Source organism: Synechococcus sp. 60AY4M2, assembly GCF_002760375.1.
Taxonomy (GTDB): Bacteria; Cyanobacteriota; Cyanobacteriia; order Thermostichales; family Thermostichaceae; genus Thermostichus.
Genome location: NZ_AUMZ01000001.1, coordinates 2130986 through 2144682, shown reverse-complemented (window position 1 = coordinate 2144682; position 13697 = coordinate 2130986). Strand labels below are relative to the sequence as shown.

Annotated in this window: 13 protein-coding genes; 3 read left to right on the top strand and 10 right to left on the bottom strand. The window is 56.9% G+C overall.

Going from position 1 to position 13697, the window contains the following annotated elements; genetic code table 11:
* Positions 1-380: 380 nt before the first annotated feature.
* The 10 genes from cas2 to csx2 form a co-directional block, all read right to left on the bottom strand.
* Complete coding sequence (gene cas2, locus SYN60AY4M2_RS09455) at positions 381-659, bottom strand: CRISPR-associated endonuclease Cas2 (protein WP_011431332.1); 279 nt, start codon at positions 657-659, stop codon at positions 381-383.
* Positions 659-1648 carry a CRISPR-associated endonuclease Cas1 gene (cas1, locus tag SYN60AY4M2_RS09450; RefSeq protein WP_099812782.1) on the bottom strand — a complete coding sequence of 330 codons (990 nt, stop codon included), beginning with the start codon at positions 1646-1648 and terminating at the stop codon, positions 659-661. Before cas1 ends, cas2 begins: the two co-directional genes overlap by 1 nt.
* The gene (gene csx18, locus SYN60AY4M2_RS09445) at positions 1648-1947 is read right to left on the bottom strand and encodes a CRISPR-associated protein Csx18 (protein WP_099812781.1); all 300 of its coding nucleotides are present in this window, start codon (positions 1945-1947) and stop codon (positions 1648-1650) included. The genes cas1 and csx18 overlap by 1 nt, the downstream gene beginning before the upstream one ends.
* A 32-nt stretch (positions 1948-1979) precedes the next feature.
* Entirely contained in the window at positions 1980-3938 is a 1959-nt protein-coding gene (locus tag SYN60AY4M2_RS09440; protein WP_099812780.1) for an RAMP superfamily CRISPR-associated protein, read from the bottom strand.
* Positions 3939-3967: 29 nt separating this feature from the next.
* Positions 3968-4609: a Uma2 family endonuclease gene (locus tag SYN60AY4M2_RS09435; protein WP_099812779.1), complete on the bottom strand. Its 642-nt coding sequence runs from the start codon at positions 4607-4609 to the stop codon at positions 3968-3970.
* Entirely contained in the window at positions 4609-5001 is a 393-nt protein-coding gene (locus tag SYN60AY4M2_RS09430) for a hypothetical protein (protein WP_099812778.1), read from the bottom strand. Before SYN60AY4M2_RS09430 ends, SYN60AY4M2_RS09435 begins: the two co-directional genes overlap by 1 nt.
* A 13-nt stretch (positions 5002-5014) precedes the next feature.
* A complete protein-coding gene (gene cmr4, locus SYN60AY4M2_RS09425; RefSeq protein WP_099812777.1) occupies positions 5015-5785 on the bottom strand; it encodes a type III-B CRISPR module RAMP protein Cmr4 in 771 nt (256 codons plus the stop codon).
* 45 nt (positions 5786-5830) lie between these two features.
* Entirely contained in the window at positions 5831-6955 is a 1125-nt protein-coding gene (locus tag SYN60AY4M2_RS09420; protein ID WP_099812776.1) for a type III-B CRISPR module-associated protein Cmr3, read from the bottom strand.
* Entirely contained in the window at positions 6952-9945 is a 2994-nt protein-coding gene (gene cas10, locus SYN60AY4M2_RS09415) for a type III-B CRISPR-associated protein Cas10/Cmr2 (RefSeq protein WP_099812775.1), read from the bottom strand. Before cas10 ends, SYN60AY4M2_RS09420 begins: the two co-directional genes overlap by 4 nt.
* Positions 9946-10191: 246 nt before the next feature.
* Positions 10192-11511 carry a TIGR02221 family CRISPR-associated protein gene (gene csx2, locus SYN60AY4M2_RS09410; RefSeq protein WP_099812774.1) on the bottom strand — a complete coding sequence of 440 codons (1320 nt, stop codon included), beginning with the start codon at positions 11509-11511 and terminating at the stop codon, positions 10192-10194.
* Positions 11512-11689: 178 nt separating this feature from the next.
* On the opposite strand from csx2, the gene SYN60AY4M2_RS09405 reads away from it, so the two are divergent.
* The 3 genes from SYN60AY4M2_RS09405 to SYN60AY4M2_RS09395 all read left to right on the top strand — a co-directional run bounded on the left by SYN60AY4M2_RS09405 (position 11690) and on the right by SYN60AY4M2_RS09395 (position 13553).
* Positions 11690-12274, top strand: a complete 585-nt coding sequence (locus tag SYN60AY4M2_RS09405; RefSeq protein ID WP_099812773.1) for a Uma2 family endonuclease — start codon at positions 11690-11692, stop codon at positions 12272-12274.
* A gap of 27 nt (positions 12275-12301) precedes the next feature.
* On the top strand, positions 12302-12910 hold the full coding sequence (locus SYN60AY4M2_RS09400) for a Uma2 family endonuclease (RefSeq protein WP_099812772.1): 609 nt from the start codon (positions 12302-12304) through the stop codon (positions 12908-12910).
* Positions 12911-12986: 76 nt separating this feature from the next.
* The gene (locus SYN60AY4M2_RS09395; protein WP_099812771.1) at positions 12987-13553 is read left to right on the top strand and encodes a hypothetical protein; all 567 of its coding nucleotides are present in this window, start codon (positions 12987-12989) and stop codon (positions 13551-13553) included.
* The last annotated feature ends 144 nt before the right edge of the window (positions 13554-13697 follow it).

Below are 13697 nucleotides of genomic sequence, written 5' to 3'. Positions count from 1 at the left end.
CCGGAAAGCCCAATCGAGTTTCCAATTTCTAGGGATCCCCCCGAAGGGGGAACAGTAAACCAAATCTACGAACAGCATTAATAATTCTTTTAGGTTTCCAATTTCTAGGGATCCCCCCGAAGGGGGAACTCTACCCCTATTAAACCCAAGCAGGGCAAGGAATGCAAGACCCATTTGCGAGGGGGTCGGTCGAAGAGGGCAAAAAAGAGCTTGGGAGAGGGGGGTGAGAGGCCTGAAAGCCTTGTGGCGCAAGGCATCGAGCGGGTCAACGAAAGAATCGGCCTTTGCGGGTTTTGGCGAGGCGCTCGCAAAAGCGTTGATACCGTTTTTGTGTGCTTTTGAGAACATCAAGTACTGAAGTGGGTGGAGAGTTGCTTGAGCTAGACAACGATCGAGTGGGGGGGTGCAGTTAAGGGGGGCCCACCCCAGATTTCCACTTGGTCAAGGGCGTGGCTGGTGAGGGGATAGAAGCGGACGCTGTCCTCATCGGGCTTGACCCTTTTCCGGAGCCGTAGCTTGAGCTCCTCGAACTTGTCCTTGTCGAGGACACACTCGAACACGCTGTATTGCACGCGCTTGCCGTAGCCTTCTAGCAGGTCGGCAATTTTCTTGCGGCGCTTATCACAAGGGGTGTCGTAGGTAACGACATAAAGAAACATCAGCGAATCCGGTAAGGCTGATACAGGTCTTGAGGATTATAGACAGAATGCTTAAATTTCTTAACCTGCTGCGTCAGCAAATCCCAGCGGGGTTGATCCCCATCGGGGGTTTGGATGGATCCCTCCATTCTCTGGAGAAAAGCTTTGAGATACTTCTTTCTGCCAGCATCGCTGAGAAAACAGCCCCCATCTCGATACTCGAAGTCTTCTTGGATATCCATAACACCGCTGTTGACCAGCCACAGTACCAGTGAGTCCACAATAGGCGCTCGGAACTCTTCCAGCAAATCGGAAACCAAAGCAGCGTGGCGTTCGCTGCTGGCATGTAGGCAACCTTGATAGGGATCCAAATCTTGCAGCTCAATTAAGGTTAATAGGTGGTTCCAGAGCACCATGTAGCCAAAGCTGAGCATGGCATTCACTGGATTGGTGGGCGGCTGTCGGGTGCGCTTGATCAAAACAAATCCTTTTTGTTGTAAGCAATTGCCCAATTCGGGAAAATACAAAGCTGCGCCGATCCCTTCAATGCCTCGCAATTGATCCAGCGAAGTAGCCTGCAGAGCTTGAGCGGCCAAGTGTTCCAGGCTGCGCAGGGTTAGATCCCTGGTTTCGCTGGGGCGCTGCCTAAGTTGTCGCATCAACAGCACGCGGCCATTGAGGAGCTTAGCTCGCACTATTTGGGCTGCTGTTTGCAGTCTCCATGCTTCAGGGAGCGCCTGTTGCCAATGGGCCAGGCGGCGGTAGCCCCTTTCAATGGGAATGAGGCGACCGTAGCAATAGCCGAGCCGGGAGAGGTAGGCAATGGGGATATTGCGCTTCAAGCACTCCCTCACAACATCGGTAGTCACCTGAGAGCGGCCAAAGATTAAAATTTGCTCCAGCAAGGGCAGAGGCATCTCTTGCAAGAGCGACTCGCCCAAATGAACCAGCACAAACTCTTGCCTGAGGCTTAGCCTGCACCCTTGCTGGGAAACATACAAGGTTCGCATTATTGATCATCTCGACGCAGACTCTCTGAGCCTCGCCTTGGCTCTATGGAAGTGCTGGTCTTGGATTGGCGCTCTTCTGGCAAAACCTCCACGTCAATTTCAGGGCTTGACAAAAGATCCATGACCATCTCTGTTAAGCTTCCGGAAAAGAAGCTGGCAATGGCAACCAAAATAGTGTTGGTAATCACGGCTGCCAGGCCCAAGGGAGCAATGAGCAAAATGGCCAGTGTAATCGAGCCATTGATTACGGCTGTAACAAGGTTTCTGAGAACTTTGGCATTGATCTTCTTTTTGGGCATTTTGTTTCTCCAAAAATTCTTCGAGATTTCTTCTATTTCGAGGGCCAGATTACTTGAAAATCATCAGCATCTTTCTTGAGCTCCTCAAGATACTTTTTCCTAGGATCTGCCGTTGCCCCAAAAACGGTAACCACTTGGTAATCACCCAAATCGGCAATCCAAACCGGAGAGGGCAGAGCACCTCCCTGTACACCCCCGCACAAGAATTTGTCGTACCGGCCTTCATCTTGTCGGCCTAAGCGATGCAAAGTTGCCAGGGCATAGGGTTTGTTGAAATCTTCCTCGCCGCTGCAGACTACGATCCTGCAGTTGGCATCCACCGCTTGCGGCCATTTATCCCTCTGAACCTGGCCAGCACTTCTTGGGCTATCGGGGTTAATGGCCTGCTTGGTTAGAGTCTTGAGAGCGTCAAAGAAGTTGCCCAGGCGCTTTTGGAAAAGCTTCTGAAACCCGGCCACCGACTCCGCCAGCTTCCAAAAGGCATCCTCCGACCTGGGAATTAGGGTAGAGCCGCGCCACCAGGGAGCCCGCTCCCGGTTCTGGCGGGAGTAGCAGGGTCTTCTAGCTCCTTGACCCACACCTCCCAGATGGAACATCATCCAGGTGAGGTTAGTAAAGAGCCTTTTCACCGCCTCCTGCTCTGCTTGGGAAGCGTAATTTTGGCACTCGCTAGAAAAACTCAAGACAAGGATCCCTTCCTGTTGGCCTGCGGCTTCTCCTCGCTGATTGGGCTCCAGCCGAGAGACTTTGCCGTTCAGCAAATCCACATGGATCCAGCCGTGTTTTTGCTGGGGAGTGATGGCCCCAAAAAGTTGCCCCTCCCATTCCTGCACCTGCTTCACGGGCAAAACACCCAGGGCAAAGGTTCGAAACCAGTAGCGCAGCATGTTCTTAAAGGCTACCGGTCGGACTTCGGCAATTGATTTGTTGTCATACCGGTTCTTATCAGGTTTCCAGTTGACCACTTGCCGCCCGTGGATCAACTGACCCTCCAGCTCAAAAGGCAGCCGCAAGAATTCTCCCTTGTATTGAGATAGAGTTTTGCCAGTTTGAATCAGCCGACCGTAGCCGGTATTGACTTGGGATCCCACTCCTTGCTCCAGCCCGCGGATGAGCCATTCTTTCACTTGGGCCAACATCTCGTCGGTGCAGCCTGGGCCTTTGCGGATCCCGATTAAAAACGTGGCCTGTTTGAGAGAGAAAAAGACATTGGGATTTGCTTTATATTCCAAGCTGTTGCCATTCCATCTCCAAACGTTATTGGCAATATCAACAGCCAAGCCTCCCGACCTGGAGTTATCAGGATCCCCTTGTCTTTGGGGACGGGTTGGCACGGGGTAGGCATCTAAAAAGATCACCTTGCCAGCACTATCTTTGTCCTCAGCTTCTAGATGCCCAAGCCAGGGTGCCACTGCTTTATCTGCCTCCTCCCAAGACAGATTGTGCTTCTGCATCAACTCTCGAATGGCCTGGGATCGGGCTACGCCGCGCAGGGTGGAGCTGGGAATGTAAGGGATCCCTAAGGGATCGAAAGCGGGGAGCAACATGCTCTCTGGACCCTTGGCCCCACCGACTCGAATTCGCCAGGGACAAGTAACCTGAAAGGTGTCGCTGGCAATGCGTTGGGTGCGCTCATTCAAAACTTTCAGGCGGGCTCCAAGGTTGATCGTTGTTTCCACTTGGTGCGCCAGCTCCGCCTTGGTGCCGTCTTTAAAAGCATCGAGTGGCGCTCGCATCCAACGCAAATATTCAACAAAGCCAGCGGTGGGATCGGGGTTGGGCGTGGGATCCAAGGGGTGACCTAGCCACAGTGAGGGCTGAGAATTGTTTCCCCCTTGGCCACCACCTCCACCGCGCGGCTGGTTTCCCCCACCATTACCTCCTCTAGGTCGATTTTCCCGGGGTGGCTGGCGGCTGGGATCCCCTGGCCTGGGGGGACGAGGAAGCGGCTGAGGAGCGTTGCCAGGACGAGTAGGGCGATTGCCAGTCATGGGATCTTCTCCAAAAGTGGGAAACAGCGTTAGGAATTGCCAAGGGTTTGCCGAAATTTGCGCAACATAGCGCTGGTGCCAATTTCTAGGGCGCGTCGAATGAGTTGAGGTACAAGATTGGGGATGTCGAAGTCTGGAAAAAGCCAGCTGCAGCTTGATTCTACGTAGTCTTCTCCCTGCAGAATAAAGATCCGCAAACTTCGCTCACCCAAGATCCAAACTTCCGGCACGCCGATGGCTCTATAGGCCTCGATAAAAGTTCGGGAAGTAACGTCGGACTCGATGGCCAGATCAGGTGGGGGCAACTGATCGACATCGATCCTGCCCTCGCAACCTCGCACCAACTCCAGGTGATTGACATAGAAGCAGGTGTCGGGCTCCACGCCAGCTCTGCCTGGCTTTTTGAGGGTTGTTGAGCCAAAGTCTTCCCAATCTCTCCCCTGAGCATCTAAGAGAGCCTTTACAATGTCACTGGCAATGCGATGAAGGCGCTCGTGTTTGGATAAAGGAGACATGATCTCAAAAGTGCCATCGTAGTAGGCAATGCGAGTGTGGCGATCTTCGCCCAGCTCCTCCAGAATGCTCTCGCAGTCTTGCCAGGTAAGAGAATGAATAACCACTCGGCTGCCTTCTTGCAGGGAAATCGCTTGCAGGGGGATCGCGACGCCCATTACTCTCCTCCTTTAATGTCGTGGTAGATGGCCATAGCCCAAAAGCCGAATTCCTGAGCCAAAGCCAGACCTAGCCCTGTTAAACCTAGATACTCTTCAACTCCCAATTGCATAAGACGATCCAGGCCGTTGGAGTTAGCAATTCCCTTTTGGCCAGAGATCTCTTCTAGGCAATCAAAAAACTCCTTGACTACTTGTTTTTTCCCTTCCTGGTTGAGGGCATCTTCTTCTGCCTTAAGGCGCAGCAGGCCCCAGGTGGAAAGGTAGGTGTAGAGCTCCACAGCCTGGTTTTTCTGCTCCTTAAGCTTTTCTTGGTCTCTGGTTTGAGCCCTTAACTGGCGAAGGGATTCGTAAACGGGCTTGGCCAACGTGCGGGGATCAAAAGTTTCCATAAAGCCTCCTCAACTAGTTCCAAGACAACTCGACAAAGCCCCGGCCTAGGCTCTCTTGGCCGCCAATTTGTAGAAGTTGGTTCTTCTGGAGAAGCTTCTGAAATTGCTCCACTGCTTCTTGGGAACTGCCGTTGGCCTGGGCTGTTACCCCCCAGGTAAAGTACATCAGGCTATCGGGGGGGATGGCCTCTTCGTAGCGAAAGCCGCCTTCTACAACTTTGTGCTCGCTGAGCTTAACTTTTACCTGCCGCCACAGGCTCATTTGAATAAGGGTGGCACAGTGCTGATCCGGCAAGACAAGGACGCGGCTGATGCTGGAAGATTTGACAAAGCTTTGCCAGTTTTCCCACTTTTTCAGGCCATTTTTTAGGATGGCATCCTTAAGGTAGATGGGTCGGTTTGTCTCCAAGTTGGTGCTATAGGGATCCGGCGCATCCAACTTTTGACCACTTAGCCGCAGCCAGCGCTTGAGCAAGAGGGGGCAGCTAATCCAGATCACGCCGTGGCTGAGGGAAGCCACCGGCACCCACAAGAGGGATCCATCCCCAATCCAAATGGAGCCTTGGGTAAGCTGATCCCCTTCCCCAATTTCGTTGCCAAAGAGCTCGAACTTTAACTCTTTCTCGGCCACGCTGGCCCGCAATTTGCCGCGGATGGTGCTGGAAGGAATGTAGGGCAAGTTGGTGTGGGCTTCGCGGGCAATGCCCAAGAGGTTGCCTTCTTGGGTGGTGCCGCCGGTGTGCAGGGGAGTCAGCAAGGTGAGATAGACCAGGTGAAAGGCCATAGAAAAACACTCCTTATCCGTTAAAACAGGACTTCAAAAGCAAGCTCAATGGGCCCAAGGCAGCCAGAGCAACTCGCTGTAGCCCAACAGCCGCCAGCGGTGGAAGACGTTGAGCCGGCCATTTTCCAGCTCCGGCTCGTCCTGGGCAAGGGGAGCTGGATGCTCCAGGTAGTAGATGCTGCCAGGCGGGGCGGCAAACACTTGCGGAGCTGGCAGGCTGGTCTTGCGCGGCTCTGTTAGGGAGTCCACCCGCAGGCGACCGCTGATGGGAACTGGCTTGCCGGTGGCCACGCTCACCAGAGGACCGGTGAGGGAGTGGGCAGGATGGGGGGTGACCAAGCGCCATTCCCAAGGCCAGGCGCGGCAGAGGGAGCGCCCATCCACCTTTTTGATGAACACCCCAGGCGTGACGAGGTAGGCCAGGGATCGCTGGCCTTGCCGGAAGGTCTGCCGGGAGAGCTCCTGCAGCGCTTGCCATTGCTCGCCCAGCTTTGGACAGGGGCTTAAGAGGGCGCCGTGGCCTTCTCCTCCCAGCCGCACCACCACTTCTTGCTTCAGAGGCAAGGGATCCCAAGTTTCGCGATCGGGATCCCAGCACTCGATGGAAAGGGCCAGGCTCCAGCCGGGCTGCAGGCGGATGCAGGTCTCCACAAAGTAGCCCTCGGCCTCCCGCACCTGGCGTTTGCCTGCCTGCAGGGTGTTGTGGGGCCGCACCTCCGCCACCCAGGGGGACTTTACTGCCTGCTCCAGATCCCAGCCCTTGCCCTGCAGTGCAGTTTGCACCGCCTGAAAGGGCAGGTAGCCGGCGGCCTTTTGCTTGGAGCTTGGCCGTTCCTCCTCCGGAGCTGCTGCCACCAAAGGGGCGGGCCGGGTGGGATCCCAACGGTAGCCGTCATAGGAATGGCCCTCTTCCAGCCAGGGGATGGGCACCAGCGGGGATCCCTGGTAGAGGTGCAGAGGGCCGGGGAAGTAAAGCTGCTCATCCCAGCAAAGGAAAGGGCCGCATAGGCGCAGGGTTGCCGGCTGGCCCAGGTGAGCCAGAATGGCGCCGGCCAAGGTGTGGCCGCTGGGGGGAAAGCCGCTATTGGCCCAGGCCCGCTCCCCCGGCGCAAAGGGCTTGGCATCGCGAAACATCCACACATCTAGAGGCGATAGCGTGAACCAACTCATCGACCGTTCCTCCCCAAAGTGACGGTGCGGTTGCGCAGCACAAAGGCCGCCAGCTTGAACCAGTTTTTGATGGCCAGATCCCAGGCCCCCGGCTGGGCGGGCAGGCTGTGCTGCCAAAAGTGCTGGATAAATGCGATTAGCTGGGTCTGGAAACGATCCGTCTGCTCGCTTTCGCCGTGGAAGAGATCCCGGCGGCTGCAGAACAGGCGGGCCCAAGCAGGCACCGCTTCCAGGCTGGGGGCTGGGTGCTGCTCCCAGAGCTGGGCGGCGTGTTCAAATAGGGAGCTTTGATCCTGCTTTTGGCCCAACAGCTTCCAGTCAAAATCCAGCAGGTCTTTCCACTTGTCGAAGGTGTCGAACTTGCAGGTGCTCACCAGTTGGTTGCCGTTGGCAAACAGTACCCGCACCTGGGCGCTGTCTTTGGAGCTGCCCTGGGCATAGGCCTGCTCTTTGGCGCCTTGTTCTGCCTCCCAGAGATTCTCCAGGGCAATGGCCAGGGGCACCGAGTGGTGGGCAATCACCACCCCAAAGCTAATGCTGGCCAGGGATCCCAGGGTAAAAAGAGGGCGACGGCTGAGGCCAGCCGGCAACTGCGCCTTTTGCCACTGCCAGTAGTCCCCTTCGTTGGCAAACTCGCGCCAGTCGTCTTCGCCGCCGCGGAAACACTGGCGGATGTCCCAGAGCCAACTATCCCACTCCCAGAGGTTGGTGTAGGCCAGAACGTCGTCCCCCCCGGCGTAGATGAGCCTGCCGGCATAGCGCTGTTCAGTAAGGTAGGGCACCAACTGGCCGGAAAAATCCAACAGAGCCCGGCTGAGGGCGCTGTGGGTGGCTGGGCCCATGCGCTTGCGGCTGGCTTTAACAAACTCGCTGAAGGCGTCCTTGACTTGCTTGAGCTCTTCAGAGTCGAGGACGCGGCCAATAGCGTCCCTCTGGCCATCCGCTAGGCGCTGCAGCGGCTGGGGCAGGTAGTCGTAGTAGGGCTTCATCTTCCCCCCGCTCAGCCACTGGCCCATGTCGTCGCCATCGCCCGCAGCCAGCACGTACCAACTGGCGGGGTTGATGCTGGGGTAGTAGCGGCTGAGGGTGGCCTCGATCTCCTGGCGGCAGCGCTTCTGGGTTGCCTCGTCCGCTTCCAGGTCTTCCACCAGCCAGCCGGCGTTGAGCAGGCGGGGGTGGTAGCGCAGGTTTTGCTGGTCAGCCCACGGGATCCCCCACTTGCCACGCATCTCCCGGATCACCTCCCGCATGCCGGGGTGAATGGCCTCAACGGCGCGGCAGGCCTGCTCGAAGTGCTCCTGCTCGCGTCGCCCGTGGGTTTTCAGGTAACCGGCCACGCCAGCAGTGAGATCTGGGTAGGAAGCGGCGACCTCGTCTTCGTCGAGGGTGGGGAAGAGCTCCGGCAACACCTTGTCTAGGGCCCGCTTAACCGTTTCGGTGGCGTTGAGCTGCTCGCGGCCATCGAAAAGCCCTGCCTGGCGCTGCCAAAGCCGCCGGCTCTCCCCTTCGCTAATCCAGCGATTCCTGGGGGAAGGGTGAACCACCGGCCCTAGGCCAGAGACGGTGCTGCGCGGCCCAAAGGCCACCGGCAACTGCCAATCGCGGGCCTGTTTGCAGGCAGCCTGCAGCCGGCGCGTCGCCTCTACGGCTGCGGCCCACCAGGAGCCGACGTTGAGCCCCGGCTTGCACTGGCGGCACTGCTGCCTTTCGGGATCCCAGAAGCTGATCCGCAGGAACTTCAGCTCCGGATCGGCAAAAAGCTGCCGCTTTCCTTTGAGATGGTAGGTGCGGTTTTGGGCGCTGACCCAGGGATCCCGCTCAATGGACTCCTGGGACTTGAGGATGGCGGTGTCTTTAAGCCTTTGGTGGGGGGATCCCAGGGGCGCCGCCGCCCAGTAGATCTGCCACTGGTGCTCCAGCCATCCCCCCCAGGTGGGATCTTCTGGGCGCAACTGCACCAGCCAGCGGCGCTCCAGTTGCAGGTGCTCCAGCGCTCTTTCCGCCAGGTGGCGCCATTCTTCTTTGAGGGTCTGCTGGGCCAACTGCATGGCCGCCTGCAGCCGCTCTTCGGGCAACAGCAAGAGGATCACGTTGGGGAAGCCGGCGGTGAGCAGAGTGTTGGCAGAAGGCTGCGGGATCCACTGGGCAAATTCGGGATATCGCTTCAAGAGCCAGGCGTCGATCAAGGGCTGGCCGTAGAGGCTGGGGTAGAGCAGGCAGTCGGGGCCGTATTTCTCCGCCAGGCGCCAGCAAAGCCGCGCCGAGAGGTAGTGCAACAGCCAGGATCCGGCCCAAAAGTCCCGCATCTTGCGGCTGGCTTTGATCAGCTCCTGGATGGGGTTGAAGGTCAAGCTGGCCAAAAAGGGCCGCGTGAACTTGGGCTCGTCGTAGCCGGCCAAACAGCCCGCCAGAGCGGCCACGACGCTAGTGTGGCTCCACAGGGATCCATCGGGCAGCCGCGTTTCTGCCGGCAAAAGCAGGAGGCTTTCATCGCCAAACTCCCGCGCCAGCGCCTGGGGAAAACAGCGCCAGAACCACCAGAACACCTTCTGGATATCCTCCTGTTCTTGCCAAATCCAGTCGGGAACTACCCTTGCTTCCTGCGCCAGCAAGTACTCGGCGCGGGAGCGGGCCTGCTGCAGGGCCCGGTGCTCCTCTTCGGGCAGTTGCCAAAAGCGCTTGCGCCCGGAAAGCAGATGGCTCATCTCTAAGCCCGGCCCCAGGCTCTGGCCGCGATCCGCTAGCTGGTAGTCGATGGCAACGGGCAGGTGGCCAATGGCGGCCCGATCGCTGGCGGAGGCGACCAGATCCGCATCTCCCACCTGTGCCAGAGGGGATCCCTCTGCCTTGGGCGAGATCCACCCCTGCATCGCTGCTAGGTTTGGCCACAGCCCTTCCTTAGCGCGGCCAGAGGCGTCGTGGAGGGCTTTGAGGGCAGGATCATGCAGCAGGCCCCAGAGCTTTGCTTGCCAGTAGTAGTGATAAGACATGGTGTTTTCGCAGGAAAGATAGGAAAGTTAAGAACTGAACGTGCAAGAAACAAAGTAGACAAAACCCCAGCAGCCACCCGATAGCCGGCTGCAGAAGCTACAAAACAAAGTCCACCGATCCCGACCGGCCCTCAGGTTTTTTTCAGTATTTCTCCAGGTCAATAGGACTTGTTCAAGCTCAGCCCCTGCCAACCGCTGGACCGAAATTGAAAACCCAGAACCTGAGGGTGGGCCGACGTTGGTAGCCTACCGAGAATTGGAAGGATCCCCTTCCAATTCCCCCTCTGTTCGAGTCAATTCAGGAAACAGCGCTTCCAGTTTCGGCAGCAGATCCTGCAGCACAAAGCTCTCCAGAACTTCGCTGCGTAGAGATTTGGGTTTCATCTGCACATGGGCCACGTCGTTGCGGTATTCGCTCAGCCGAGACCAGAGCTTGGCTAGCTGCTGCACATCTGGGACATGGGCGGCAATGGGAGGCAGGGACTGAAGCTGCTCTTGGTGTTGGATAAGGGATCCAGTCGCAGGGAGATCTCCCAAGAGCTGCTCTTCCCGCGGGATGAGGGATCCCAACTGGTGTTCAATTCCCTGCCGCGCTTCTCGTTCGAGGTAGTTTTGGATCCCCTCACAGAGGCAAAGGGCAGAAACCACCCACTCGCGGGCCAAGAGAATGGCTTGGGTGGTGAAGCGCTTTTCCACATACCAGCGCAGCAGTTGAAAGTGCTTTTGAACTTGAGCGCGGGGATCCTCCTTCTGGTCTGCCGGCAGCGCCAGTTGGCTGTAGCTATTTTGAATGCTTTGCAGCAGCAGGCCGAAGGGCTTGGCAAATTGGCCCACCTCTTCTGCCAACTCCTGGGTAGAGTGTCTTTGTAACTTGCGCAAGTCCTCCTGCAGGCTGACCGGCCTCACCAGCTCCAGAGAACGGGAGATGTCGCGGATGGCTTGTCCAAAGCTCTGCAGCCGGGTGGGCCTGGGATCCCCTTTGCCGGGCCTTTGCTGTCGGTAGAAGTCCCGTTGAACGGTGTCCAAAAGCTGGCCCAGCTCTACTGCCGAGCCGGTGCTGATGAACTTGTCGCTGGCCGTCAGCCAGTCCAGAAGCCGAATGGCCGGCGTGAGATCGATAATGGGGGTCTCCGCCTGGCCAGGGCGGTAGAGGCCGTAGTAGAGCCCCTGGATCTCGACATTTTTGGCCTTGCGCAAAAGGGCGGCTCCCAAGAGCACCAGCAGCGGGATGGAGCGAAAGGCGTGGGTGATATCAAAAAGCAGCCGGCTGTTGGGCTCGATGCCATCGACCAGCACGTCGAAAATCTCCCAGGTCTCCGCTTCCGTTTTGCCCTCAGGAATGGCTTTGGCCACCTTCTCCACCTGGGGTGGCAAGGACTCCTGCAAGCGGCCCCAGTGCTTGGCGCGGGCCTCCTCCGTCAGCAGGAGGATGATTCTATCAATTTCAAAGAGCTGGCAGAGGGCCTTGGCGACGTAGCAGGTTTTGTCTGCCCTTTGCTCCCCAAAGAAATACGTCGTCTCGGTGTAGTCGCCAGTGCCCAGGGTGGTCAAAAGGGTTTTAGCCATAGGGATCCTCCAGGTGGGTCTGCAACGCATCAAAGCACAACCGCTGGCAAGCTACCGCAACCTGGAAGCCCCCCCTTCCCAAAAACAAGAGGCCTTTTCCCGCGCAGTGAAGGCGAAAAACCCAAAGTTAGCCTAGAACTAGAAAGCAGTTGGCCTCTAGAACGAGAGGGATCCTGGCATGCTATCGACCGAAGAGCTGTCGATTGCTCATCCAAAACTTACTCCCGAACAGTTTCTCGCCTTGCCAGAGGAAGATACTACCTATGAGCTGGTCAATGGACAAGCTGTTCCCAAAGATTTGCCGATGTCTCCTCAGAGATTTCATGCCTCTTTGCAGAAGCGGCTGCTTTTCATTCTGGATGCCTGGTGTCAAGGCAAGGGGGATCTGTACACAGAGCTGGCAGTTGTTTTGCAAAGGCAGGATCAAGATTGGCTTCCTGTTCCCGATTTGCTCTATGTTTCCTTTGAACGCTGGCCAGCGCAGCTTGAGGAAGACGGCCCTTGTCCCGTCGCTCCCGAACTGGTAGTGGAGATTCTTTCTCCCGGCCAGAGTTTTGGGGCTGTACTTCAAAAAGCAGCGGACTATCTGGAAGCTGGGATCCCTCGCGTTTGGGTTGTGGATCCCCAAGCCAAGAGCATCACCGTTTTCTACCCCGATGCCCCGCCGCGGACTTTTACGGGATCCCAAGCCATCCAAGATGAGTTTCTGCCCGGCTTGAAGGTTGTCCCCCAGGATGTGTTTGCCCAGGCTCGGATCCCTTAGTTGTTTTAGCTATCTGAGAGGGCTACCATGATTGAAGCTCTGGAAAGGCTAGCAAAGGAACCTGCCGAAAGCTCTGCAACAGCTTCTCGGAAGATTTGGACTGATGAAGAGTTTATGGCTCTGCCCGATGATGGCAATTGCTATGAAGTTGTCGATGGGAAGCTGATTGCTTTGGGTTCGGCAAGTGCAAGGCATGGATACTATGTAAGTTTGATTCACATCCTCCTAGGTGCCTATGTTCGCAGCCAAAAGATTGGCTTTACTTTTGACTCCGATACTTCGTTTAAGATGAAATCTGGCAATCGCCGCTCCCCAGATTGTTCTTTCTTCTCCAAGGAGCGGCTGCGATCTCTCGGCGGGATCCCCAAGAGCTATATCGAGGGATCCCCAGATTTGGTTGTAGAAGTTCTCTCTGAAGTCAACACAGTGGGAGAGATCCACAATAAAATCGTCGAGTACTTTGAAAATGGATCCCGCCTTGTTTGGCTTATTCATCCCGAAGAAAAGTATGTTTTGGTTTACCGTCAGCCTGAGCCCGCAGCATTGAAGCGGCCAGGAGATATCCTGGAAGGCGAAGAGGTGATCCCTGGGTTTGCCTTGGATTTGTCAGAGTTTTTTGCCGAACCTGAGTTTTAGCTGTTTGCCAAGCTCGCAAGTCTTCCAGGGTTCCGCGGCACCTGGTAAACTGGCGCCAAAAACGGGATCCAATTTCATGAGGCCGGTTTACCTGCAAGTTCTGGAGCGCAACCCCAGACGGCTGCGAATTGCCCTGCAAAGGTTTACCCCTGAGCAACTGGCCTGGCGGGTGGTGGCGGGTTTGGGGCTGTTGGCGCTGGGATCCCAGCTCTGGGGCCGCTCGCCGCTGGTGGGGTTGCTGGCCGTAGCAGCGGGCCTGGGGATTGGGATCCCTTGGGGGCTGGGGCAGATCCTGAGCTTGGATCGGGAGCGGCAGCGAGCGACCCTGACCCGGCTGGGTGGCCCCTGGGGGCTTTGGCGGCAGCAGGTATTCTCTTATCCCCTCGCCCAATTGCAAGGGGTGCGGCTGCAGCGGCTGGGACAGGAGATCTTGGATGAGGAGGCGCGGGAGAGCTTTCAGATCCAAGCTCAGGTGCGGTTGCAGTTTCGCCGCGGCGCTTTTGAACAAAAGCTTGAAGAAAAATTTCAAGAAGAGGTTATTGCTTGCTTCAGCAGCCAATCGGCGATCAAAGAAGGCGAGCCGGAAGCGCTTACCCTGGCACAGCGGCTGGTGGGCTGGATCCAGGACTATCTTAACCTGTGAGGTTCCCTTCTGGGCAATTGCCGAGGTTATATAGAAGTTCGTGAGTTGTTGATTGTGATACTTGGCAATCCTTGGCAAACTGCCGAGAATTGGTGTGGGTTTGAATAGGCACTCTCGCCTATCTTAACAGAATTTTGGCAATGC

Coding starts and splice junctions, on each gene's coding strand:
- SYN60AY4M2_RS09420 (WP_099812776.1), bottom strand. CDS start 6,955: ATGAGTTGGTTCACGCTATCGCCTCTAGATGTGTGGATGTTTCGCGAT.
- SYN60AY4M2_RS09395 (WP_099812771.1), top strand. CDS start 12,987: ATGAGGCCGGTTTACCTGCAAGTTCTGGAGCGCAACCCCAGACGGCTG.
- SYN60AY4M2_RS09435 (WP_099812779.1), bottom strand. CDS start 4,609: ATGGGCGTCGCGATCCCCCTGCAAGCGATTTCCCTGCAAGAAGGCAGC.
- csx2 (WP_099812774.1), bottom strand. CDS start 11,511: ATGGCTAAAACCCTTTTGACCACCCTGGGCACTGGCGACTACACCGAG.
- SYN60AY4M2_RS09405 (WP_099812773.1), top strand. CDS start 11,690: ATGCTATCGACCGAAGAGCTGTCGATTGCTCATCCAAAACTTACTCCC.
- SYN60AY4M2_RS09430 (WP_099812778.1), bottom strand. CDS start 5,001: ATGGAAACTTTTGATCCCCGCACGTTGGCCAAGCCCGTTTACGAATCC.
- cas2 (WP_011431332.1), bottom strand. CDS start 659: ATGTTTCTTTATGTCGTTACCTACGACACCCCTTGTGATAAGCGCCGC.
- cas1 (WP_099812782.1), bottom strand. CDS start 1,648: ATGCGAACCTTGTATGTTTCCCAGCAAGGGTGCAGGCTAAGCCTCAGG.
- SYN60AY4M2_RS09400 (WP_099812772.1), top strand. CDS start 12,302: ATGATTGAAGCTCTGGAAAGGCTAGCAAAGGAACCTGCCGAAAGCTCT.
- cas10 (WP_099812775.1), bottom strand. CDS start 9,945: ATGTCTTATCACTACTACTGGCAAGCAAAGCTCTGGGGCCTGCTGCAT.
- csx18 (WP_099812781.1), bottom strand. CDS start 1,947: ATGCCCAAAAAGAAGATCAATGCCAAAGTTCTCAGAAACCTTGTTACA.
- cmr4 (WP_099812777.1), bottom strand. CDS start 5,785: ATGGCCTTTCACCTGGTCTATCTCACCTTGCTGACTCCCCTGCACACC.
- SYN60AY4M2_RS09440 (WP_099812780.1), bottom strand. CDS start 3,938: ATGACTGGCAATCGCCCTACTCGTCCTGGCAACGCTCCTCAGCCGCTT.